We start from the raw sequence: 22,091 nt of genomic DNA on the forward strand, positions 1-22,091 counted from the left end.
GTCCGTTACCTCACTTGGCCGCCGCGGGGGCGGGCGCCGCCGCAGGCGCAGCCTCGGGCGAACCCGCCGCACCGGCTTCCTGGGCCTGCACTGCCGCGCCCGGGCGCACCTTCTGCAAGCCCTCGATGATCACGCGCTCGCCCGCCGCCAGGCCCTGCGTCACCACCCAGGCGTCGCCCTGCGACTGGCCCGTCGTGACGATGCGCGACTCGACCTTGCTCTCCCCGTTGACCACCATCACCGTCGCGTTGCCGCGCGCATCGCGGCTCAAGGCAGCATGTGGAACGAGGATCGCGTCGCTGTTCACCCCTTGGGCGAGGCGCGCACGCACATACATGCCCGGCAGGAGGTCGCCCTTCGGGTTCGGGAACACCGCACGCAGCGTCACGCTGCCGGTGCCCTGATCGACCGTGATTTCCGAGAACTCCAGCTTGCCCTCGCTGCCGTACACCGAGCCATCCTCCAGCACCAGGCTGACCGGAACCGCGTCGCCGCCGACGCGCTTCAGCCGTCCGTCGGCAAGATCGCGTCGCAATTTCAGCAGTTCCGCACTCGACTGCGTGACATCCACATAGATTGGATCGAGCTTCTGCACCGTCGCCAGGGCCGCAGCCTGATTGGCCGTCACCAGCGCGCCCGGCGTCACGGTCGAACGACCGATGCGTCCGCTGATCGGCGAATTCACGCGGGTGAAATCGAGATCGATCTTCGCCTTGTCGACCGCCGCCTTCGCGCTCGCCACCTCGGCCTGCACCTGCTTGAGCGCGGCCGCCGCATCGTCGTTGGCCTGCTTGCTGACCGCCTCGATGCCGACCAGCTGCGCGTAGCGCTCCGCCTTCAGCCGCGCCGCATGCACGTTCGCCTCGGCGCGCGCGAGGTTCGCCCTGGCGCTGTCGTACGCGGCCTGATAAGTCGCCGGGTCGATCTGGTACAGGACCTGCCCGGCCTTCACCTCGCTACCTTCCGTGAACAGGCGCTGCTTGACGATGCCGCCCACCTGCGGCCGCAGCTCCGCGATCAGATACGGAGCGGTCCGGCCCGGCAGCTCCGACGTCAACGGCACCGCTTCCGTGCGTACCGAAACCACCGTCACGGCGGGCGCTCCCTGCCCCGCGCCAGGCCCGGCCGGTTGCGACTTGTCGCCGCTGCAGGCGGTGAATAGAAATGCGCCAACGACGACCATTGTCAGGACGTTGTAACGCAGGCTGGGGGTTCTATGCATGTTTCGCCTCGAAATCATCGCGGACCGCCGGTCGCGCTCCGCTGAACGAATTTGATTGTGCCAGAACTAGAATGAACATTCTAGATCGAACGCTCATTCTATGTTAGCCTTGACCACAGATCAATGTTGCTGCAAACCGATTACGACCGCGAGAACCGCCAGATGTGCCCCGAATCCGTCGAACCGTCACGCGCTGAAGTGCGCCGCGCCCAGATTCTTGCCGCTGCAGTCGATTGCTTCCGCCAGCACGGATTCCATGGCGCAAGCATTGCGCAGATCTCGAAGGCGGCCGGCATGAGCCCGGGGCACATCTATCACTACTTCGAGAACAAGGAAGCGATCATCTCCGCAATCGTCGCGGGCGATCTCGAACGTTTCCTGATCCTCACGGCGGAAATCCGGTCCGCATGCAACGTGCGCGAAGCGATGCTCGCCCGCGTGGCCGAAGGCATCGACCAGTGCCTGGACCACCACACCGCAGGCCTGAAGCTGGAAATCGTCGCCGAAGCCTCGCGCAACCCCCACGTCGCCAAAATCGTGCGCTCGGCGGACAAGGTCTGCCGTGAAAGCCTCATGCTGACGATGCGCGACATGCGGCACGCAGCCGGCCACGACGACGATGACGCCACGCTCGCAGCGATGGTCGAGGTCTTCGTCTCGATGTTCGAGGGCCTGCAGATCCGGACCATCCGCAACCCGGGCATCGACCGCAGCATCGTCATTCCCCTGTTTCAGAACTCCCTGCGCGCCCTGCTCGACCAGACCCCTTGAACGCGCGGGTCGCCCCTCACTCGGCGCCCGGATCGTCCGCGGAATCCGGGAACAGCACGTCGGTAAAGCCGAACCTGCTCAGGTCGCGCATGCGCATCGGGTACAGCACGCCCGCCAGGTGATCGCACTCGTGCTGCACGACGCGCGCGTGAAATCCCTCCACGCTGCGGTCGATCCGGCTACCGTCCGGCGCATGCCCCTGGTAGCGGATACCCCGGTAACGCGGCACCACGCCGCGCAAACCCGGCACCGAGAGACAGCCTTCCCAGCCCTCCTCCTCGTCATCGCCCAAGGGCGTGATCACCGGATTCAGGAGGATCGTGCGGGGCACCGCAGGAGCATCCGGGTAACGCTCGCTGTGCTCGAAGCCGAAGATCACCACCTGCAGGCCCACTCCGATCTGCGGAGCCGCCAGTCCCACGCCTCCTGCAGCGGCCATCGTGTCGAACATGTCGACGATCAGGGCGTCGAGTTCCGACGTAGCGAACGCAGACACCGGTTGGGCCGCTTGCAGCAGGCGCGGATCGCCCATGCGGAGGATGGTTCTGATTGCCATGGATTGCGCGCTCCGGACGGATTCATTGTGATGGACTTTGCCAAAGCGGCCCGACGACCGGGCCTCGACGCGCGCAATGGTACGACGCACGCAGTGGACGTCAAGGAGGCCGCCCGGAACCGCAGCCAACGGACCACCGTCGAACCTCCTGTCGAATCGTGCGGAATTGAGCTGTTTTCCCCGCCCTTATCGACGCAGCGATTGCTCGAATGGCGCGATAACCTGCTCCCATGTCCGAAGCAATCGGTGCGAACGGACGAGGAGCAACAAATGGAAATCGAATATCTCGAGTACGAGTGCGAAGTGATCGACCTCGACGACACGACCGCGAGCAGCCGCGAGGCACGGGCCGAAGAAGGCGCCGCCGAAGCGATATTTGCAAGCTGGTTCACCGACTGGCGCAGCCGCAACGAGCGCGAGGCAAACACGGACGCAAACTGAAAGCCGAGGCAGGGACTAGCGCCGAAACCGGATGTGGGGCCCGTCTCCGCGTTCATGGTGTCAGTGCGAATCCCGAGAATGACACCCGATCTCTTTGATAAGGACGCCGAAGGCCCCACCGGCATCGAACAACTCGCGCCGGGCGCGGTGGTCCTGCGCGGCTTCGCTGGTCCGCACGCTCCACATCTTGTCGCCGCGATCGACGAAATCGCCGCTTCCGCCCCGTTCCGTCACATGCTCACCCCGGGCGGCCAGCGCATGTCCGCCGCCATGACCAATTGCGGTCCGCTCGGCTGGATCTCCGACCGCCGCGGCTACCGCTACGAATCGTGCGATCCGCTTAGCGGGACTTCATGGCCGCCGCTGCCCCCATCCTTCCTCCAACTCGCCGCCGATGCGGCTACCGCGGCCGGCTTTCTCGGATTCGTTCCCGACGCCTGCCTCATCAACCGCTACGAGCCGGGCACCCGCATGTCGCTGCATCAGGATCGTGACGAGCAGGACCTCACGGCCCCCATCGTGTCGGTATCGCTCGGACTTCCGGCAGTCTTCCTTTTTGGGGGACTGACCCGCGGCGAATCCAGCGAACGTATCCCTCTCATGCACGGTGACGTGGTCGTCTGGGGCGGTCCGTCGCGCTTGCGTTTTCACGGCATCCTGCCGCTGAAGGACGCCGCTCACTCCCTGCTCGGTCGTCAGCGCATCAACCTGACCTTCCGCAAGGCGACCTGACCGGGGCGAAACACCGCCCCGGGTCCGCGCGGCTTCCCCTCGAACAGCCCCGACCCGCCAAGCAGTTCACGCCCACGTGCCGGGTAGGCGCGCCGCACGGTAGCCCCATGCTGCATCGCACGATATATTGATATCAGCATGTTGCGATATTACAGCAGCCCGACCAGGTCGGCCTGCACGGGAGTCGTCATGAAGCATATGGTCACCATCGACGGCAACGAAGCTGCGGCCTCCATTGCCTATCGCGTTTCCGAAGTCATCGCGATTTATCCCATCACGCCCTCCTCCACCATGGGCGAGCTTTCCGACGAGTGGGCGGCGCAGGGCCTGCCCAACATCTGGGGCGACGTCCCCAAGGTCATCGAACTCCAGTCGGAAGGCGGTGCCGCGGGCGCCATCCATGGCGCACTGCAGGCCGGCGCGCTGGCGACCACCTTCACCTCCTCGCAGGGCCTGCTGCTGATGATCCCGAACATGTACAAGATCGCCGGCGAACTCACGCCGACGGTCTTCCACGTCGCCGCCCGCGCCGTCGCAACGCATGCGTTGTCGATCTTCGGTGACCACTCGGACGTAATGGCCGCGCGGGCGACAGGTTTCGCTCTGCTGTCCTCCGCATCCGTGCAGGAAGCGCACGACTTCGCCGCGATCGCCTCCGCCGCGACCCTCGCCGGACACATTCCTGTCCTGCATTTCTTCGACGGTTTCCGCACCTCTCACGAGATCGCCAAGATCGACGCCATCGGCGACGAGACCTTGCGTGCGTTGCTGCCGGACGGACTTGTCGCCGCCCAGCGAACCCGTGCGCTCAATCCAGAGCACCCGGTGATCCGCGGCACGTCCCAGAACCCCGACGTGTTCTTCCAGGCCCGCGAGGCGCAAAACCCCTGGTTCGACGCCTTCCCGGACATCGTCCAACAGACGATGGACCGCTTCGCCACCCTTACCGGCAGGCACTACCGCCTGTTCGACTACATCGGCGCCCCCGATGCCGAACGCGTCATCATCCTCATGGGTTCGGGCGCCGAAACGGTGGAGGAAACGGTCGAACACTTGTGCGCACGTGGAGAAAAGGTCGGTCTCCTGAAAGTACGCCTCTTCCGCCCCTTGGCCCCCGCGGCCCTGGTCGCGGCGCTCCCCCGCAGCGCCAAGGCCATTGCAGTGCTCGACCGCTGCAAGGAGCCGGGAGCGGATGGCGAGCCCCTGTACAAGGACGTCGCAGTCGCCTTGACCGAAGACGCGTCCGGCACGCTGCCGGGGGGCTCCCCTCACCTCTCCGCGATGCCGCGACTGATCGGCGGCCGCTACGGACTCGGATCCAAGGAATTCACGCCGGCGATGGTCAAGGCCGTGTTCAACGAGCTTGCCGTTACGTCGCGGCAACTCCGCCGCCGCTTCACGGTGGGCATCATCGACGACGTCAGCGGCCTCTCGCTGAATCACGACCCCGAATTTCGCACCGACGCAGACCGCAGCAGCTTCGCCGCGGTCTTCTACGGGCTCGGATCCGACGGCACCGTGTCGGCCAACAAGAACACGATCAAGATCATCGGCGACCAGACCGAACTCCATGCGCAAGGCTACTTCGTCTACGACTCGAAGAAGTCCGGCGCCATGACGGTCTCGCACTTGCGCTTCGGCCCGCGCCCGATCCGCTCGACCTACCTCACCGGCGACGGCGATGCCCGCTTCGTCGCCTGTCATCAGACACAGCTCCTCACCCGCGCAAACCTGCTCGCCCACGCCGCCCACGGCGCGGTATTCCTGCTGAACACACCAACTCCCCCCGACCGGATCTGGGCGACGCTCCCCCAGGCACTGCAGGACGAGATCATCGCCAAACAGATCCGCATGCACGTCATCGATGCATACGCGCTTGCAGAAGAAGCCGGCATGGGACGGCACATCAACACGATCATGCAGACCTGCTTCTTCGCGATCTCCGGCATCCTTCCCCAGGACGAAGCGATCGCCGCAATCAAACGCGCCGTTGCCAAGGCCTACGGCCGAAAGGGGCAGGACATCGCAGAGCTCAATAGCCGTGCGATAGACGCAACCCTTGCACACCTGCATCCCGTCGAAGTGCCAAGTTCCGATGCACGCGGCGGCCATCCCATCCCTGGGCAGATCCCCGCCCAATTGCCGGATGAGCATACACGGGACGCGTTCACTCAACGCGTCACCCTCCCGCTCATCGCGGGCCGCGGCAACGCACTGCCTGTATCCTTCCTTCCGCCCGACGGCACTTGGCCAACCGGCACAGCGAAGTACGAAAAACGCAATCTCGCGCAACAGATCCCGGTATGGGCGCCCGACCTGTGCACCCAATGCGGCAAATGCGTGTTCGTGTGTCCGCATGCCGCAATCCGCGCCAAGGTGTTCGATTCCGCGCTCGCGGCTGACGCCCCCGCGACTTTCAAGCACGTCACCGCACGCAGCAAGGACTACCCGTCCGGTCACCATATGAGCTACCAGGTAGCCCCGGAGGACTGCACGGGCTGCACACTCTGCGTCGATGTCTGCCCGATCCGCGACAAGGTCGATCCACTGCGCAAGGCACTCAACATGGCGCCGCAGGCTTCGCTCCGCGCAGCGGAAACCGATAATTGGGCCTTCTTCCTCCAGCTTCCCGACCGCGACGCACGCGAGACGAAGCGTTCGACCATTCCCGGTGCGATGATGCTGCCGCCGATGTTCGAATTCTCCGGTGCCTGCGTCGGTTGCGGCGAAACCCCCTACATCCGTCTCGCCACCCAGCTGTTCGGGGACCGCATGCTGATCGCCAACGCCACGGGTTGCTCATCGATCTATGGCGGCAACCTCCCCAGCACACCCTACACCACGAACGCCCGTGGCCGCGGCCCGGCCTGGAACAACTCACTGTTCGAAGACAACGCCGAATTCGGGCTGGGCATGCGCGTCGCTACGAATCAGCTCGCGGAGTCGGCGCGAACGCGACTGAAGAGCCTCGTCCCGGAACTCGGCTCAGAACTGGTTGAGGCGCTGCTGGCAGCCGACCAAACCACCGAGGCCGGCATCCACGATCAGCGCGAGCGAGTCGCGATCCTGAAAGAGGCCCTCGCCGGGATCGCCACGCCAGCTGCCGCCTCGCTCGCAACACTGGCGGACCACCTCGTGCGTCGCAGCGTCTGGATCATCGGCGGCGACGGCTGGGCTTATGACATCGACTTCGGCGGACTCGACCATGTGCTGGCGTCGGGAGAAGACGTCAACATCCTCGTCCTCGATACCGAGGTCTACTCGAACACCGGAGGACAGAACTCCAAGGCCACGCCTCTGGGCGCAGTGGCGAAGTTCGCCTCGGGCGGGAAGCCGACGCGCAAGAAGGACCTCGCGCGCATCGCGATGGGGTATGAGGACGTCTATGTGGCACGAGTAGCCTACGGCGCAAAGGACGTGCACACCCTCAGAGCCTTTCTCGACGCGGAAAGCTACCCCGGCGTCTCGCTCATCATTGCCTATAGCCCGTGCATTGCGCACGGCGTGGACATGTCATTCAACCTGCGACAGCAGGATCTGGCGGTGAGGTCCGGCCACTGGCCGCTGCTGCGCTACGATCCGCGCCAGCGCGCACTGGGGCGCAATCCACTGACCGTCGATTCCGCCGCACCGAGCATCCCCTATCAACAGTTCGCCTGCAGCGAAAAACGCTTCACGGCACTGAAACGCGAACATCCAGAGGCCGCTGACCACCTCATGGCAGAAGCGGCCGACTTCGTTCGATGCAGATACCAGGAATACGTTGAACTTGCGGGCCTGCCCCTGCCCGAAACGCAATCGCCCGCACACATGCAGGAAACAGCGGCGCCTGAAGAGGAGGAAAAAGAAAAAGCCCGGAACTAGTCCGGGCTTTCTCAACGAATGGTGGGTGCTGACGGGGTCGAACCGCCGACATTCGCCTTGTAAGGGCGACGCTCTACCAACTGAGCTAAGCACCCGTACTGGACGGGGGCTAGGCCCGTTCCAGCAAAGTCGATCAGTTTACAGCATCTTTCAGAGCCTTGCCAGCCCTGAACTTCGGTACCTTTGCAGCCTTGATCTTGATGTTCTTGCCGGTACGCGGATTGCGGCCGGTCCGCGCGGCACGCGCCCCAACATGGAAGGTGCCGAATCCGACAAGGGTCACGGAGTCGCCCGCCTGAAGCGCGCCCTTGACCGCCGCAATCGCTGCATCGAGCGCCTTGCCCGCGGCCGCCTTCGACAACTCTGCTCCGGAGGCGATTTGGTCGATCAGTTCGGATTTGTTCACTTAAGTCCCCTTTTGGATATGAGAGCGATAACCCGAAATGCGCAAACCCTCGGCTGGTGCCGCATTCAGGGCGATTCCAAATGCGTTGCGAGAAGCACGGACTTTATATCGCGCGGTATTCCGGGGTGTCAATACGCGCTGCAGCGTTTTACATCACTGCAACGCGTATCGACGCGGGACTTGGGGAACGCCCCCGAGCTCAGTGCGCGCGGACGGTCTTGCCCGTGGCGCCGCCCTCAGCGGATTCCGCCGGCGGAGTTTCCTCCGCCACGGCGTCCGGCAGCGGCTGGGGCACGCGCTCGAGCGCGTGTTCGAGCACCTGATCGATCCAGCGCACCGGGATCACTTCGATCGCATTCTTGATGTTCTCGGGGATTTCCACCAGGTCCTTGACGTTCTCTTCCGGAATGAGCGCCACGCGGATGCCGCCACGCACCGCCGCCAGCAACTTTTCCTTGAGGCCACCGATCGGCAGCACCTCGCCGCGGAGCGTGATTTCCCCGGTCATCGCAACGTCGCAACGCACCGGAATGCCAGAGAGCACCGATACCAGAGCGCAGCAGATCGCAGTGCCCGCCGACGGCCCGTCCTTGGGAATCGCACCTTCCGGCAGGTGAATATGGATGTCGCTCTTCTGGTAGAAGTCTTCCTGGATACCCAGCGATCGCGAACGCTTGCGCACCACCGACAGCGCTGCCTGGATCGACTCCTGCATCACCTCGCCGAGCTTGCCGGTCGTCATGACCTTGCCCTTGCCCGGCAGCACAACCGCCTCGACCGTGAGGAGTTCGCCGCCGACCTCGGTCCATGCCAGACCCGTCACCTGGCCGATCTGGTTTTCCTTCTCGGCCATGCCGAAGGAGTACTTGCGCACGCCCAGGTACTTGTCGAGATTTTTCGCGTTGACGATGACCTTGCTGGTGCGCTTCTTCAGCACCAGCGACTTCACCACCTTGCGGCAGATCTTCGAGATCTCGCGCTCCATGCTGCGCACGCCCGCCTCGCGGGTGAAGTAGCGGCACACGTCGCGCAGCGCTTCGTCGGTCACCGACAGCTCGTCGCGCTTCAGCCCGTTGTTCTTCATCTGCTTCGGCAGCAGATAGCGCAACGCGATATTGACCTTCTCGTCCTCCGTGTAGCCGGACAGACGGATCACCTCCATCCGGTCGAGCAGCGCTGCGGGGATGTTGAGGGTGTTCGCCGTCGCCACGAACATCACGTCCGACAGGTCGAAATCGACCTCGATGTAGTGGTCCTGGAAGGTGTGGTTCTGCTCGGGGTCGAGCACTTCCAGCAGCGCCGAACTCGGATCGCCGCGGAAATCCATGCCGAGCTTGTCCACCTCGTCGAGCAGGAACAGCGGGTTCTTGACCCCGACCTTGTTCATGTTCTGCAGGATCTTGCCCGGCATCGAGCCGATATAGGTGCGGCGGTGGCCGCGAATCTCGGCCTCGTCGCGCACGCCACCCAAGGCCATGCGCACGAACTTGCGGTTGGTCGCTTTCGCGACCGACTGACCGAGCGAGGTCTTGCCCACACCCGGAGGCCCGACGAGGCACAGGATCGGCGCCTTGACCTTGTCGACGCGCTGCTGCACCGCGAGGTACTCGAGGATGCGTTCCTTCACGCGCTCGAGGCCGTAATGGTCCTTGTCGAGGATCTTCTCCGCCTCGACGAGGTCGCGGCTCACGCGCGACTTCTTCTTCCACGGCAGACCGACCAGCGTGTCGATGTAGTTGCGCACGACGGTCGCTTCAGCGGACATCGGCGACATCAGGCGCAGCTTCTTGAACTCGGCCTGGGCCTTCGCGAGCGCCTCCTTGGGCATGCCCGCGGCCTTGATCTTCTTGTCCATCTCCTCGAGGTCGGCACCTTCCTCGCCTTCCCCGAGTTCCTTCTGGATCGCCTTGACCTGCTCGTTCAGGTAATACTCGCGCTGGCTCTTCTCCATCTGGCGCTTGACGCGGCCACGGATGCGCTTTTCGACCTGGAGGATGTCGAGTTCGGTCTCGAGCTGCGACAGCAGGCGCTCCAGGCGATCGCCGGTGTCGGCCATCTCCAGCACCTCCTGCTTCTGCTCGAGTTTGAGCGGCAGGTGGGCTGCGATCGTGTCCGCGAGTCGCCCGGCATCGTCGATTCCCGACAACGACGCGAGGATCTCCGGCGGAATCTTCTTGTTCAGCTTAACGTACTGGTCGAATTGGGCGATGATCGCGCGACGCATCGCCTCCAGTTCGTTGTTGTCGGTTTCGGGGACCGGCACCGGCGTAACTTTCGCCACGAAGACGCTGCGCAGGTCTTCGACCGAGTCGAGGCGGGCACGCTGCACGCCTTCGACGAGCACCTTGATCGTGCCGTCGGGAAGCTTGAGCATCTGCAGGATGTTGGCGATGCAGCCGATCTCGTACAGATCGTCCGCCGAAGGCTCGTCCTTGGCGGCGGATTTCTGCGCCACGAGGAGGATACCCTTGCCCGCCTCCATGGCGTTCTCGAGGGCCTTGATCGACTTCGGGCGACCCACGAAGAGCGGAATCACCATGTGCGGGAACACCACTACATCGCGCAGCGGCAGCAGCGGCAGTTCCATTTGCTCGTGGGGGAGGTCAAGCGGGCCTGACATGATTGTTATTACCTCGAAAGGACTGGTCAGGCCCACATGGGGGCCTGACCATGAAATATCAAGCGGCGCCTAGAACCGATTTCGGGTTTAGTTGGAACCCGACACCTTTTGTTGATCCGCGTAGATCATCAGCGGCTGGGCGCCTTCTTCGATGGTGCCTTCGTCGACGACCACCTTCTCCACCCCTTTCATGGTGGGCAAGTCGTACATGATGTCCAGCAGCGCACCCTCGAGAATCGACCGCAGGCCGCGAGCGCCGGTCTTGCGGCGGATCGCCTTGCGCGCCACGGCGTGCAGTGCCGCCGGACGGATCTCGAGTTCCACGCCTTCCATCGAGAACAGCTTCTGGTATTGCTTGAGCAGCGCGTTCTTCGGCTCCACGAGAATCTGGATCAGCGCGGCCTCATCGAGTTCCTGCAAGGTCGCGACGACCGGCAGGCGGCCGACGAATTCCGGGATCAGACCGAACTTCACGAGGTCTTCCGGCTCGACGTGGCGGAAGGATTCGGTTTGATTGCGCCCTGCCCGACTCTTGATCTCCGCACCGAAGCCGATGCCGATCTTCTCGGTACGGTTGCGGATGACCTTCTCCAGACCGTCGAATGCGCCGCCGCAGATGAAGAGGATGTTGGTGGTGTCGACCTGGATGAAGTCCTGGTTCGGGTGCTTGCGTCCGCCCTGAGGCGGAATCGACGCCACCGTGCCTTCGATGAGCTTGAGCAGCGCCTGCTGCACGCCTTCACCGGACACATCGCGCGTGATCGACGGGTTGTCGGACTTGCGCGAAATTTTGTCGATCTCGTCGATATAGACGATGCCGTGCTGTGCCTTGTCGACATCGTAGTCACACTTCTGCAGCAGCTTCTGGATGATGTTTTCGACGTCCTCGCCGACATAGCCGGCTTCGGTGAGCGTCGTTGCATCCGCCATCACGAACGGGACGTTGAGCAGGCGCGCGAGCGTCTGCGCGAGCAGCGTCTTGCCCGAGCCGGTGGGCCCGATCAGCAGGATGTTGCTCTTCGACAGCTCGACGTCGTCCTTGCGGCCCGAAATGTGGCGCAGGCGCTTGTAGTGGTTGTACACCGCGACGGCCAGGTTGCGCTTGGCCTGCTGCTGGCCGATCACATACTGGTTGAGGATCTCGCAGATCTCGGCCGGCGTGGGCAGGCTGCTGCTGCCGCCTTCCGTCTCCGCCGACTGCGCGATCTCGTCACGGATGATGTCGTTGCACAGCTCGATGCACTCGTCGCAGATAAAGACCGACGGCCCCGCAATGAGTTTGCGTACCTCATGCTGGCTCTTTCCGCAAAACGAGCAGTACAGCAGCTTTTCGCCGCCCGCCTTTTTTTCCGTCATGGTCTTCCTCTCGTATTTCAGGCTTCGGCGCGGGTCGTCAGCACCTTGTCGACGATGCCATATTCCACCGCATCCTTTGCCGACATGAAGTTGTCGCGATCCGTGTCTTTCTCGATCCGCTCGATTGCCTGCCCGGTGTGCTTCGCGAGCATTTCGTTGAGGCGAGCCCGGATATTGAGGATTTCGCGGGCATGGATTTCGATGTCGGACGCCTGCCCCTGGAAACCGCCCAGCGGCTGGTGAATCATGACGCGCGAGTTGGGCAGGCAGAAGCGCTTGCCCTTCGCGCCAGCAGCGAGCAGGAAGGAGCCCATGCTCGCGGCCTGCCCGATGCACAGCGTGCTGACATCGGGCTTGATGAACTGCATCGTGTCGTAGATGGCCATCCCCGCCGACACCGATCCCCCGGGGGAATTGATGTAGAAGAAGATGTCCTTGTCCGGGTTCTCGGACTCGAGGAACAGCAACTGCGCCACAATCAGGTTGGCGGTAACGTCGTTCACCGGACCAACCAGAAACACCACGCGCTCCTTCAGGAGGCGCGAGTAGATGTCGTAGGCGCGCTCGCCCCGACCGCTCTGTTCAACCACCATCGGAACCAGGCCAAGGCCGACCGGATCCCAGCTGCTGCCCGAATGTGGCGCCATGTTGCTCATTCCTTGGACCTTTGCGGCATCATGCCGCGTTATTACCCATCAGTTCGTCGAACGAGACCGGGTTCTCGGTGGTCTGGGCCTGCGAGCTGACCCACTCGACCACGTTGTCCTCGATCACGACGGCCTCGGCCTGTCCGAGACGTTCCGGCTGCGCGTAATACCAGCGTACCAGTTCCGACGGATCTTCGTAGCTCTGGGCCATCTCTTCGACCAGCGCACGAACCTGCTCCGGCTTGGCGTAGAGTTCCTTCGCCTTCACGAGTTCGGACATGATCAGGCCCAGTTTGACACGACGCACGGCCTGATCGGTAAACCACGCGGCCTCGACCGGAATGTCCTTGGTCTTCATGCCGCGCATCTCGAGGTCGCGCTTCGCGTTCTCGGCCAGCTGGCGGCTCTCCGCGTCAATCAGCGCCTTCGGCACTTCGATCGGGTTGGCGGTCAGCAGCGCGTCCATGACCTGTTCCTTGATCTTGGCCTGGATGCGACGCTTCACCTCGCGCTCGAGGTTGGCGCGGACTTCGTCGCGCAGCTTGGAGACGTCGCCATCGGCAACGCCCAGCGCACGAGCGAGGTCGGCATCGACCGACGGCAGAACGGCCGCTTCGACGCGCTTCACGGTGACTTCGAACTGGACCGTCTGGCCGGCGAGGTTAACGGCATGGTAGTCCTCGGGGAAGGTCATGTCGAAAGTCTTGCTTTCGCCCGCAGCGAGGCCGGTCACGGCCGTCTCGAAGTCCTTGAGCATCGACCCGGCGCCGATCACAAAGGGAAAGTCCTGCGCCTGGCCGCCGTCGAACAGCTCGCCGTCCTTGCGGCCGGCGAAATCGATCACGACACGATCGCCATCGGCGGCGGCGCGCTCGGCGGTCTCGAAGCGGGTGCGCTGCTTGCGCAGCACTTCGATGGTCTTATCGACCTCGGCATCGCCGACGACCAGCACCGGACGCTCGACCTTGCTTTGCGAAAGATCACCCAATTCCACCTGCGGGTAGACTTCGAACACGGCGCTGAACGACAGCGTGCCCTCGGCTGCGGCTTCCTTCGGTTCGATACGGGGATAGCCGGCGACGCGCAGGTTCTGTTCGCGCACGGAATCACCGAACGCCTTTTCAACCGCAGCGCCGATCGCTTCGGAGCGCGCCTGCGACTCGTAGGTCTGGGCGACGATCTTGAGCGGCACCTTGCCAGGCCGGAAACCCGGCATCTTCACGGTACGCGCCATGCGCTTCAGGCGGGCATCGACTTCTTTGTCGATCTCGGCCATGGACACGGACATGTCGATGCGGCGCTCCAGCGCGCCCATTTCCTGGTTGGTCTGCATTAAATAACGATCCCTGACAAGTCAAAATTTACTCACGAGGCACCCGCCGGGTTTCGGGGACGCCAGCCCGACCATGGCGGACGAACGGAGCACGTAAAAAGTAGGTTTTCGATTCTAGCACAGCAGACGCCCCTTCCTTCCAGAGTCCTTCCGGCCGCAAAATGGGCCTTGAGAACTTGCGCATGGAATGACAAAACCACGGAACTTGGGTCGGCACACGCCCTCTGACGGGTGTCGGTGAACGGCTCGCCCCAGACAGGAGGAATCCAGATGACGATCTTCAATGCCTATCAGGCCCGCTTCGAGGCGGCTCGCGAAGAGGAGATGTCCATCCAGGAGTACCTGGAGTTGTGCCGGTCGGATCGTTCGGCGTACGCAACGGCTGCTGAGCGGATGCTGATGGCAATCGGCGAGCCGGGGCTGGTCGATACCCGCGTAGACCAGCGCCTGTCGCGCATCTTCTCGAACAAGATGCTCAAGATCTACCCGGCCTTCCGCGATTTCTACGGCATGGAAGAGGTGATCGAGCACATCGTTTCCTACTTCCGCCATGCGGCGCAGGGACTGGAGGAGAAGAAGCAGATCCTCTACCTGCTTGGACCGGTCGGCGGGGGCAAGTCGTCCCTCGCTGAGAAACTGAAGTCACTGATCGAAAACGTCCCGTTCTACGCGATCAAGGGGTCGCCGGTGCACGAGTCGCCACTGGGCCTGTTCGACGTGAATGAGGACGGCCGCCTGCTCGAGGACGATTTCGGCATCCCGCGCCGCTACCTCAACACGATCATGAGCCCGTGGGCGGTCAAGCGCCTGCATGAGTTCAACGGTGACATCACGCGCTTCCGCGTGGTGAAGTTGCGCCCGTCGGTACTGAAGCAGACCGCCGTCGCCAAGACCGAGCCGGGCGACGAGAACAACCAGGACATTTCGTCGCTGGTCGGCAAGATCGATATCCGCAAGCTCGAGCAGTACTCCCAGGACGACCCGGACGCGTACAGCTACTCGGGCGGTTTGTGCCTGGCGAACCGCGGCCTGCTCGAATTCGTCGAGATGTTCAAGGCGCCGATCAAGGTCCTGCACCCCTTGCTGACTGCGACGCAGGAAGGCAACTACAAGGGCACCGAGGGCTTCGGCGCGATCCCGTTCGACGGCATCGTGATGGCGCACTCGAACGAGTCGGAGTGGGTCGCATTCAAGAACAACCGCAACAACGAGGCCTTCCTCGACCGGATCTACACGGTGAAGGTGCCGTATTGCCTGCGCGTGTCCGACGAGGTGCATATCTACGAGAAGCTGCTCGTCGAGAGCTCGCTCGCGGACGCCCCGTGCGCACCGGATACGCTGCGCATGATGGGGCAGTTCGCCGTGCTGTCGCGCCTGAAGGAGCCCGAGAACTCGAGCATCTACTCGAAGATGCGCATCTATGATGGCGAGAACCTCAAGGACACCGATCCGAAGGCGAAGAGCTTCCAGGAGTATCGCGATTACGCCGGCGTCGACGAGGGCATGACCGGCCTGTCGACGCGTTTCGCGTTCAAGGCGCTGTCCAAGGTGTTCAACTTCGACCACCGCGAGGTGGCGGCGAACCCGGTGCACCTGATGTATGTGCTCGAACAGCAGATCGAGCAGGAACAGTACACGCCGGAGGTCGAGGCGCGCTACATGGGCTACATCAAGGAGTTCCTGGCGCCGCGTTACGCCGAATTCATCGGCAAGGAGATCCAGACGGCCTACCTGGAAAGCTACTCGGAGTACGGCCAGAACATCTTCGACCGCTACGTGACCTACGCCGACTTCTGGATCCAGGACCAGGAGTTCCGCGATCCGAACACGGGCGAGATCCTCGACCGCTCGGCCCTGAACGACGAGCTGGAGAAGATCGAGAAGCCCGCCGGCATCAGCAACCCGAAGGACTTCCGCAATGAGGTGGTGAACTTCGTGCTGCGCGCAAGGGCGAAACACGACGGCAAGAATCCGAGCTGGACGAGCTACGAGAAGCTGCGCGGCGTGATCGAGAAGAAGATGTTCTCGAACACCGAGGAGCTTCTGCCGGTGATCAGCTTCAACGCGAAGGCGAGCGCCGACGACCAGAAGAAGCACCAGGACTTCGTCGATCGCATGATCGACAAGGGCTATACCGAGAAGCAGGTGCGGCTGCTGTGCGAATGGTATCTGCGGGTCCGCAAGTCGTCGTGACCGACGCGCCGTCCGGACAAAGCGTCCGGACGGCGCTCCGCATCCCTGCCGGAGACACACATGACCCGCATCATCGATCGGCGGTTCGACAGCAAGAAGAAGAGCGCGGTCAATCGCCAGCGCTTCATGCGCCGCTTCAAGCAGCAGATTCGCCGCGCGGTGAACGACGCGATCCAGGATCGCTCCATTCGCGACCTCGACAACGGCGAGCAGATCACGATCCCGTCCAAGGATCTGAGCGAGCCGCAATTCCAGCACGGCCGCGGGGGCATCTGGGAACAGGTTTTCTCGGGCAACGATCAGTTCGCCAGCGGCGATCTGATCAACCGCCCCCCTTCCGGCGGGGGCGGAGGACGAGGCCAGGGCAAGGCGAGCAACGAGGGTGAAGGCGAAGACGACTTCGTGTTCCACCTGTCGCGCGAGGAATTTCTCGACATTTTCTTCGACGACCTTGCCCTGCCCAACCTGGTCCGCACCCAGCTCGCGCGCATCTCGGACTACAAGACCCAGCGAGCCGGCTTCAAGTCGGACGGCTCGCCGGCGAACATCAACATCGTGCGCTCGATGCGCGGCGCCCTGGGGCGCCGGCTCGCGCTCGGCTCGCCGTTTTCCGCGCGGTTGCGCGAACTGCAGAAGGAGCTGGACCGGGTCATCGAGGAGTCGGGCGAGGACTGTGAGGAAGCGCTGAAGCTCAAGGACGAGATCGGACGTCTGCGCGCGAAGATCGAGGCGATCCCCTTCATTGACAGCTTCGACCTGCGCTACAACAACCGCATCCGTGTGCCGAAACCGACGACGCAGGCGGTGATGTTCTGCGTGATGGACGTCTCGGGCTCGATGGACGAGGAGAAGAAGGCCACGGCGAAGCGTTTCTTCATGCTGCTTTACCTGTTCCTCACGCGCACCTACGAGCACATCGACGTCGTCTTCATCCGCCACCACACGGTGGCGAAGGAAGTGGACGAGGAAGAATTCTTCCATTCACGCGAATCCGGCGGCACGGTGGTGTCGAGCGCATTGAAGCTGATGCACGAGGTGATCGCCGAACGCTACGCGCACGGCACCTGGAACATCTACGGCGCCCAAGCCTCGGACGGCGACAACTGGGACAACGATTCGCCGATCTGCCGCGAGCTGCTGGGCTCGCAGATCCTGCCGTGGTGCCAGTACTTCGCTTACATCGAGATCACCCCCGGCGAACCGCAGAACCTGTGGCGGGAGTACGAGAAGCTGTCGGGCGAGCACAAGAACTTCGCCTTGCAGCGCATCGAGGAACCGGCCGACATCTATCCGGTGTTTCGCGAACTCTTCAAGAAGAATTTCGTATGAAGCGCGCCACCTCAAAGAAGGTCAAGCAGCTGCCGGCGACGTCCGAGTGGACTTTCGAGGCCATCGACGCCTACCACACCGAGATCGCGCGCGTGGCGGCGAACTTCAGCCTGGACACCTATCCGGCGCAGATCGAGCTGATCACCTCTGAACAAATGATGGACGCATATGCGTCGGTCGGCATGCCAGTGAACTACCACCACTGGTCCTTCGGCAAGCACTTCCTCTCGACGGAGAAGAGCTACCGGCGCGGCCAGATGGGCCTGGCCTACGAGATCGTCATCAATTCGAATCCCTGCATCGCCTACCTCATGGAGGAGAACACGCTGACGATGCAGGCGCTGGTGATCGCGCATGCGGCCTACGGACACAACAGCTTCTTCAAGGGCAACTATCTCTTCCGCACCTGGACGAACGCGGATGCCATCGTCGACTACCTGATCTTCGCGCGAAACTACATTGCGCATTGCGAGGAGCGCTACGGCGAGGAGGAGGTAGAGCTGCTGCTCGACTCCTGCCATGCGCTGATGAACCTGGGCGTGGACCGCTACAAGCGTCCGCCCAAGCTGTCGCTTGCGAAGGAGAAGCTGCGCCAGGCGGAGCGCACGGAGTACCTGCAGAGCCAGGTCAATGAGCTGTGGCGGACGCTGCCGGTCCACGACGCCAGGCCGGGCAAGGTCGCGGCCCTGCGCTTTCCGCCCGAGCCCGAGGAGAACCTGCTGTACTTCGTCGAAAAACATGCACCGCTGCTGGAGCCCTGGCAGCGCGAAGTCGTGCGTATCGTGCGCAAGGTCGCGCAGTATTTCTTCCCACAGCGCCAGACGCAGGTCATGAACGAGGGCTGGGCGTGCTTCTGGCACTACACCCTGATCAACAAGCTGTACGACGAGGGCCTGCTTGCGGACAGCTTCATGCTCGAATTCCTGCAGTCGCACACCAACGTGGTGTACCAGCCCTCCTATAACGATCGCTGGTACAGCGGGATCAACCCGTACGCGCTGGGTTTCGCGATGTGGCAGGACATCAAGCGCATCTGCGAGGATCCGACCGAGGAAGACCGGGCGTGGTTTCCCGATATCGCGGGCAGCGACTGGCGCGAGACCTTCGACTTCGCGATGAAGAACTTCAAGGACGAAAGTTTCGTCGCGCAATACCTGTCGCCGAAGATCATGCGCGACTTCCGCATGTTCGCGATCCTCGACGACGAACACGCGGCGAAGCTCAAGGTCTCGGCGATCCACGACGAGACGGGCTATCGGCGCGTGCGCGAGATCCTGTCCGACCAGTACAACCTCGGCAGTCGCGAGCCGAACATCCAGGTCTGGAACGTGGATCTGCGCGGCGACCGCTCGCTGACGCTGCGTCACCAGCAGTACCGCCAGCGGCCGCTGGGCGGCAGCATCGACGAGGTAATGAAGCACATGGCGCGGTTGTGGGGCTTCACGGTGCGGCTCGAGACCCAGCACGAGGACGGGAGCGTCGAGCTGGTGCAGGAGACGCGCCTCGAAAAGCGCCGCGGGCAGGCCGAGAACTAGGCGGCTGCCCCTAAGCCCCCGCGCGCGCAACCAACCGCTGAACGCCGGCACGTCGGATGGACACGCCGGCGTTCCTGTTTCGGGGCATCGGAAGACGCGCACCGCGCAGTCATGCGGGTGCCTCGCATGACACACTTTTGTCCGGCACCATCGATCGCACATTGACGTCATAAATCGGACAGGGGCTAGAATCGGGCATTTCCCTTCCCGCCGGAGGCTCCATGTTCCTGCCGCCCAAACCGATCTACCCGGTAGACGGCATCCGTACGATCGAAGCATTGGTCGCCCCACATGCGCAGCCCAGCCTGATGGAGCGTGCTGGCCGCGTCGCCGCGGAGGAAGCCGTGCGCCTCACGCAGGATCGCGCGGGACATGTCCTGATCGCCTGCGGCCCTGGAAACAACGGCGGGGACGGCTTCGTGATGGCGCGCCGCCTGCTACAGGCCGGACGCAACGTTACGGTCGCCTTTGCAGACGACGCGACGAAGCTGCCGCGTGACGCCGCGGCCGCCTTTGCGGCATGGCGAGCGGCAGGCGGCGAGACCGTCTCGGACTTTCCGGCGGCGCCGGCAAACGGGTGGGCGCTGGTGGTCGACGCCTTGTTCGGCATCGGATTGCGCCGCCCTGTAACCGGGCGACATGCGCAGTGGATCGAGGCGCTCAACGCACAACACGCGCCACGACTGGCGATCGACATCCCGAGCGGACTCGACGCCGATACCGGGCGGGTGCTGGGTACGGTCTTCCATGCGACCACGACGCTGACTTTCCTGGCACTCAAGCCCGGGCTTCTCACGCTCGACGGACCGGACATCGCCGGCGTCGTCAACGTGCACCGACTCGACATCGACCCGCCGAATTACCTGCTGCCCAAGGGCCTGCAGATCCAGCCGGGCATCCTCAAGCCCTTCCTCAAGCAGCGCCTGCAGAACACCCACAAGGGGTGCTACGGTGACGTCGGCATCATAGGCGGAGCGAGAGGCATGACCGGGGCGGCCCTGCTTGCGGGACGCGCGGCGTTGAAACTGGGCTGCGGGCGGGTACTCACCGGCCTGGTCGACGTCGCGGCGCCGGCGGTCGACTTCACGCAGCCCGAGTTGATGTTGCAGCGCCCGGACGACGTCATCGAACACGCGACCGTCCTCGCGCTGGGCCCGGGGCTGGGCGACGGCGAGGCCGCCACCGGGCTGCTCGAACGGGCGATCCGGCGGCCGCGCCCCATCGTGCTCGACGCCGACGCCCTGAACATCGTCGCCGCCTCGGAAAACCTGCGATCGCTCGTCGCCGCGCGCGAGGCGCCTACGGTGATGACGCCGCACCCCGGCGAAGCAGGACGCTTGCTGCGCTCGAACACGGCCGGCGTCCAGAGCGATCGCGTCGCAAGCGCCCTGGAACTTGCGCGCACCTTCAATGCGGTGGTGGTCCTCAAAGGCAGCGGGAGCGTGATCGCGACACCGGACGGCCGCTGGCTGATCAACAGCACGGGCCATCCCGGCATGGCAAGCGCGGGCATGGGCGACGTGCTCACCGGACTGATCGCGAGCCTGATCGGACAAGGGTGGCCGGCCGAATCCGGCCTCATCGCGGCGGTGCATCTGCACGGCGCGGCGGCCGACCGGCTCGCGCGCGAAGGCATCGGTCCGGTGGGTCTGACGGCGAGCGAAGTCGCAGAGGCTTCGCGCGGCATCTTCAACGCCTGGACGATCCAGGCAACCAAGGGGCACTGAATGCCGCAGACGGCGCGGGCGGTGATTTTCCACGAAAGACGCAGGTTCTTCGCCCATCATCGTCCGGCGGGACTGTTAGAATCGACGGGTCCGATTTTGTAACAGACCAATGCCGCAGATCAGCGTCGACCGCCTCAGGCCGGGCGTATTCATTTCACTGGCCTCGCTAGGCTGGATGGACCATCCTTTTCTGCTGAACCGCTTCTGCCTCTCGAACGAGAAGCAGATCCAGGCGCTGCGCGAAATGGGCATCACCGAGGTCGAATGGGACCCGGCGCGCAGCACGGCGGAACCTCTCCCGCTGCGCACAGCGGATGCTCAGGCGCCGGAGCCGGACTTCGGCACGGCAGCCCTCGCGGGCATGCAGGACGAGAAACGGGTGCGCATCGAACGGGTGCGCGAGCAGCGTGAAGGCCTCGCACGGCGCGAGCGTCTGTTCGAGCAGCAGGCAATTGCCGCGGGCGATGTGTTCCGGTCGCTGGTGAGCCGACCGCAAGACGCGCAGCGGCAGGCCAATGCGCTGGTCGGCAGCTTGGTGGAGAACCTGCTCGGCAACGACAGCATGGTGATCCATCTGGTGAATCAGAAGAGCCGCGAAGGTGGCCTGGCGTTCCACGCGCTCAACGTCATGGCGCTATCGCTGATGTTGGGCAAGGCGCTGGGACTCTCCGAGGAGGAGATGCGCCACCTCGGCCTGGGCGCCCTGCTCCACGACATTGGCAAGCAGGAGATTCCGCCGCGCATCCTGCGCAACACGAAACGCACGGGTCCGGAGGAGGATTTCTACCGCGCCCACGTGGGCTATGGGATCAAGGCGCTCAGCGGCATGCGCGACTTGCCCGTGCCGGTGCGCAACGTCATCGCCTGCCACCACGAATTTTTTGACGGCAACGGCTTTCCCAACCGGCTGGCGGGTGAAAAGATCCCCCGCCTCGCCCGCATCGCAGCCATCGCGAACCGCTACGACAACCTGTGCAACCCCTTCGACCTGCGCGAGGCCAAGGCGCCGGCCGAGGCGCTGCGCCAGATCTTCCGCACCGAGAGCAAGCACTACGACGAGCAGTTCGTGCAGCTGTTCATCAGGACGCTGGGGGTCTATCCGCCGGGCACCTTCGTAGCGCTGTCGAACGGCGGTGTCGGCATGGTCGTCGAGACCAATCCGGCGAACCTCCTCCATCCGCTCGTGATGCTGCACGACCCGGACATTCCGCGTTCCGAAGCCATGCTCGTGGACCTGCGCGACGCTGACCTGAAGGTGGAAGCGGCGCTGAGCCCGGCGACCCTGCCGATCGAGACCGTCGAATACCTCGCGCCGCGCGGGCGGCTCGACTACTTTGTGGACGGGAGCAAGAACTGAGC

General features: G+C 63.8%; 16 protein-coding genes and 1 tRNA gene. 9 read left to right on the plus strand and 8 right to left on the minus strand.

All coding sequences use genetic code 11. From position 1 onward, the window contains the following. Window positions 1-10: 10 nt before the first annotated feature. The gene (locus AzCIB_RS14295; RefSeq protein WP_050416511.1) at window positions 11-1,222 is read right to left on the minus strand and encodes an efflux RND transporter periplasmic adaptor subunit; all 1,212 of its coding nucleotides are present in this window, start codon (window positions 1,220-1,222) and stop codon (window positions 11-13) included. Between the two features lie 123 nt (window positions 1,223-1,345). Here AzCIB_RS14295 and AzCIB_RS14300 point away from each other — a divergent pair, with 123 nt between their 5' ends. Beyond that, complete coding sequence (locus tag AzCIB_RS14300) at window positions 1,346-1,993, plus strand: TetR/AcrR family transcriptional regulator (protein WP_083447027.1); 648 nt, start codon at window positions 1,346-1,348, stop codon at window positions 1,991-1,993. Window positions 1,994-2,009: 16 nt separating this feature from the next. On the opposite strand, the gene def is transcribed toward AzCIB_RS14300, so the two are convergent. Beyond that, window positions 2,010-2,549, minus strand: coding sequence for a peptide deformylase (def, locus tag AzCIB_RS14305; protein WP_050416512.1), 540 nt, complete (start codon window positions 2,547-2,549; stop codon window positions 2,010-2,012). Window positions 2,550-2,579: 30 nt separating this feature from the next. On the opposite strand from def, the gene AzCIB_RS24250 reads away from it, so the two are divergent. From AzCIB_RS24250 to nifJ, 3 genes are all read left to right on the plus strand, one after another. Beyond that, window positions 2,580-2,990 carry a hypothetical protein gene (locus AzCIB_RS24250; RefSeq protein ID WP_157058501.1) on the plus strand — a complete coding sequence of 137 codons (411 nt, stop codon included), beginning with the start codon at window positions 2,580-2,582 and terminating at the stop codon, window positions 2,988-2,990. 78 nt (window positions 2,991-3,068) lie between these two features. Next, the gene (gene alkB / locus AzCIB_RS14310) at window positions 3,069-3,722 is read left to right on the plus strand and encodes a DNA oxidative demethylase AlkB (RefSeq protein ID WP_050416513.1); all 654 of its coding nucleotides are present in this window, start codon (window positions 3,069-3,071) and stop codon (window positions 3,720-3,722) included. Between the two features lie 189 nt (window positions 3,723-3,911). Next, a complete protein-coding gene (gene nifJ / locus AzCIB_RS14315; protein ID WP_050416514.1) occupies window positions 3,912-7,586 on the plus strand; it encodes a pyruvate:ferredoxin (flavodoxin) oxidoreductase in 3,675 nt (1,224 codons plus the stop codon). 19 nt (window positions 7,587-7,605) lie between these two features. Here nifJ and AzCIB_RS14320 read toward each other — a convergent pair. The 6 genes from AzCIB_RS14320 to tig all read right to left on the minus strand — a co-directional run bounded on the left by AzCIB_RS14320 (window position 7,606) and on the right by tig (window position 13,948). After that, window positions 7,606-7,681, minus strand: a tRNA-Val gene (locus AzCIB_RS14320). Between the two features lie 38 nt (window positions 7,682-7,719). After that, a complete protein-coding gene (locus tag AzCIB_RS14325) occupies window positions 7,720-7,992 on the minus strand; it encodes an HU family DNA-binding protein (RefSeq protein ID WP_050416515.1) in 273 nt (90 codons plus the stop codon). 199 nt (window positions 7,993-8,191) lie between these two features. Beyond that, window positions 8,192-10,612 carry an endopeptidase La gene (gene lon, locus AzCIB_RS14330; protein WP_050416516.1) on the minus strand — a complete coding sequence of 807 codons (2,421 nt, stop codon included), beginning with the start codon at window positions 10,610-10,612 and terminating at the stop codon, window positions 8,192-8,194. An 87-nt stretch (window positions 10,613-10,699) separates the two neighbouring features. Next, window positions 10,700-11,968: an ATP-dependent Clp protease ATP-binding subunit ClpX gene (gene clpX, locus AzCIB_RS14335; protein WP_050416517.1), complete on the minus strand. Its 1,269-nt coding sequence runs from the start codon at window positions 11,966-11,968 to the stop codon at window positions 10,700-10,702. A gap of 17 nt (window positions 11,969-11,985) precedes the next feature. Next, a complete protein-coding gene (gene clpP, locus AzCIB_RS14340; RefSeq protein ID WP_050416518.1) occupies window positions 11,986-12,624 on the minus strand; it encodes an ATP-dependent Clp endopeptidase proteolytic subunit ClpP in 639 nt (212 codons plus the stop codon). A gap of 19 nt (window positions 12,625-12,643) precedes the next feature. Then, window positions 12,644-13,948, minus strand: a complete 1,305-nt coding sequence (tig, locus tag AzCIB_RS14345; protein ID WP_050416519.1) for a trigger factor — start codon at window positions 13,946-13,948, stop codon at window positions 12,644-12,646. Between the two features lie 270 nt (window positions 13,949-14,218). On the opposite strand from tig, the gene AzCIB_RS14350 reads away from it, so the two are divergent. The 5 genes from AzCIB_RS14350 to AzCIB_RS14370 all read left to right on the plus strand — a co-directional run bounded on the left by AzCIB_RS14350 (window position 14,219) and on the right by AzCIB_RS14370 (window position 22,089). Next, window positions 14,219-16,141: a PrkA family serine protein kinase gene (locus tag AzCIB_RS14350; protein ID WP_050416520.1), complete on the plus strand. Its 1,923-nt coding sequence runs from the start codon at window positions 14,219-14,221 to the stop codon at window positions 16,139-16,141. A 60-nt stretch (window positions 16,142-16,201) separates the two neighbouring features. Then, window positions 16,202-17,470 (plus strand): YeaH/YhbH family protein, encoded by a 1,269-nt coding sequence (locus AzCIB_RS14355; protein ID WP_050416521.1) that lies wholly within the window; start codon window positions 16,202-16,204, stop codon window positions 17,468-17,470. Next, window positions 17,467-19,005 (plus strand): SpoVR family protein, encoded by a 1,539-nt coding sequence (locus AzCIB_RS14360; RefSeq protein ID WP_050416522.1) that lies wholly within the window; start codon window positions 17,467-17,469, stop codon window positions 19,003-19,005. Before AzCIB_RS14355 ends, AzCIB_RS14360 begins: the two co-directional genes overlap by 4 nt. Before the next feature lie 221 nt (window positions 19,006-19,226). After that, on the plus strand, window positions 19,227-20,732 hold the full coding sequence (locus tag AzCIB_RS14365; protein WP_050416523.1) for a bifunctional ADP-dependent NAD(P)H-hydrate dehydratase/NAD(P)H-hydrate epimerase: 1,506 nt from the start codon (window positions 19,227-19,229) through the stop codon (window positions 20,730-20,732). A 109-nt stretch (window positions 20,733-20,841) separates the two neighbouring features. Continuing rightward, window positions 20,842-22,089 (plus strand): cyclic di-GMP phosphodiesterase, encoded by a 1,248-nt coding sequence (locus tag AzCIB_RS14370; RefSeq protein WP_050416524.1) that lies wholly within the window; start codon window positions 20,842-20,844, stop codon window positions 22,087-22,089. Window positions 22,090-22,091 lie beyond the last annotated feature (2 nt).

Source organism: Azoarcus sp. CIB (assembly GCF_001190925.1).
GTDB lineage: Bacteria > Pseudomonadota > Gammaproteobacteria > Burkholderiales > Rhodocyclaceae > Aromatoleum.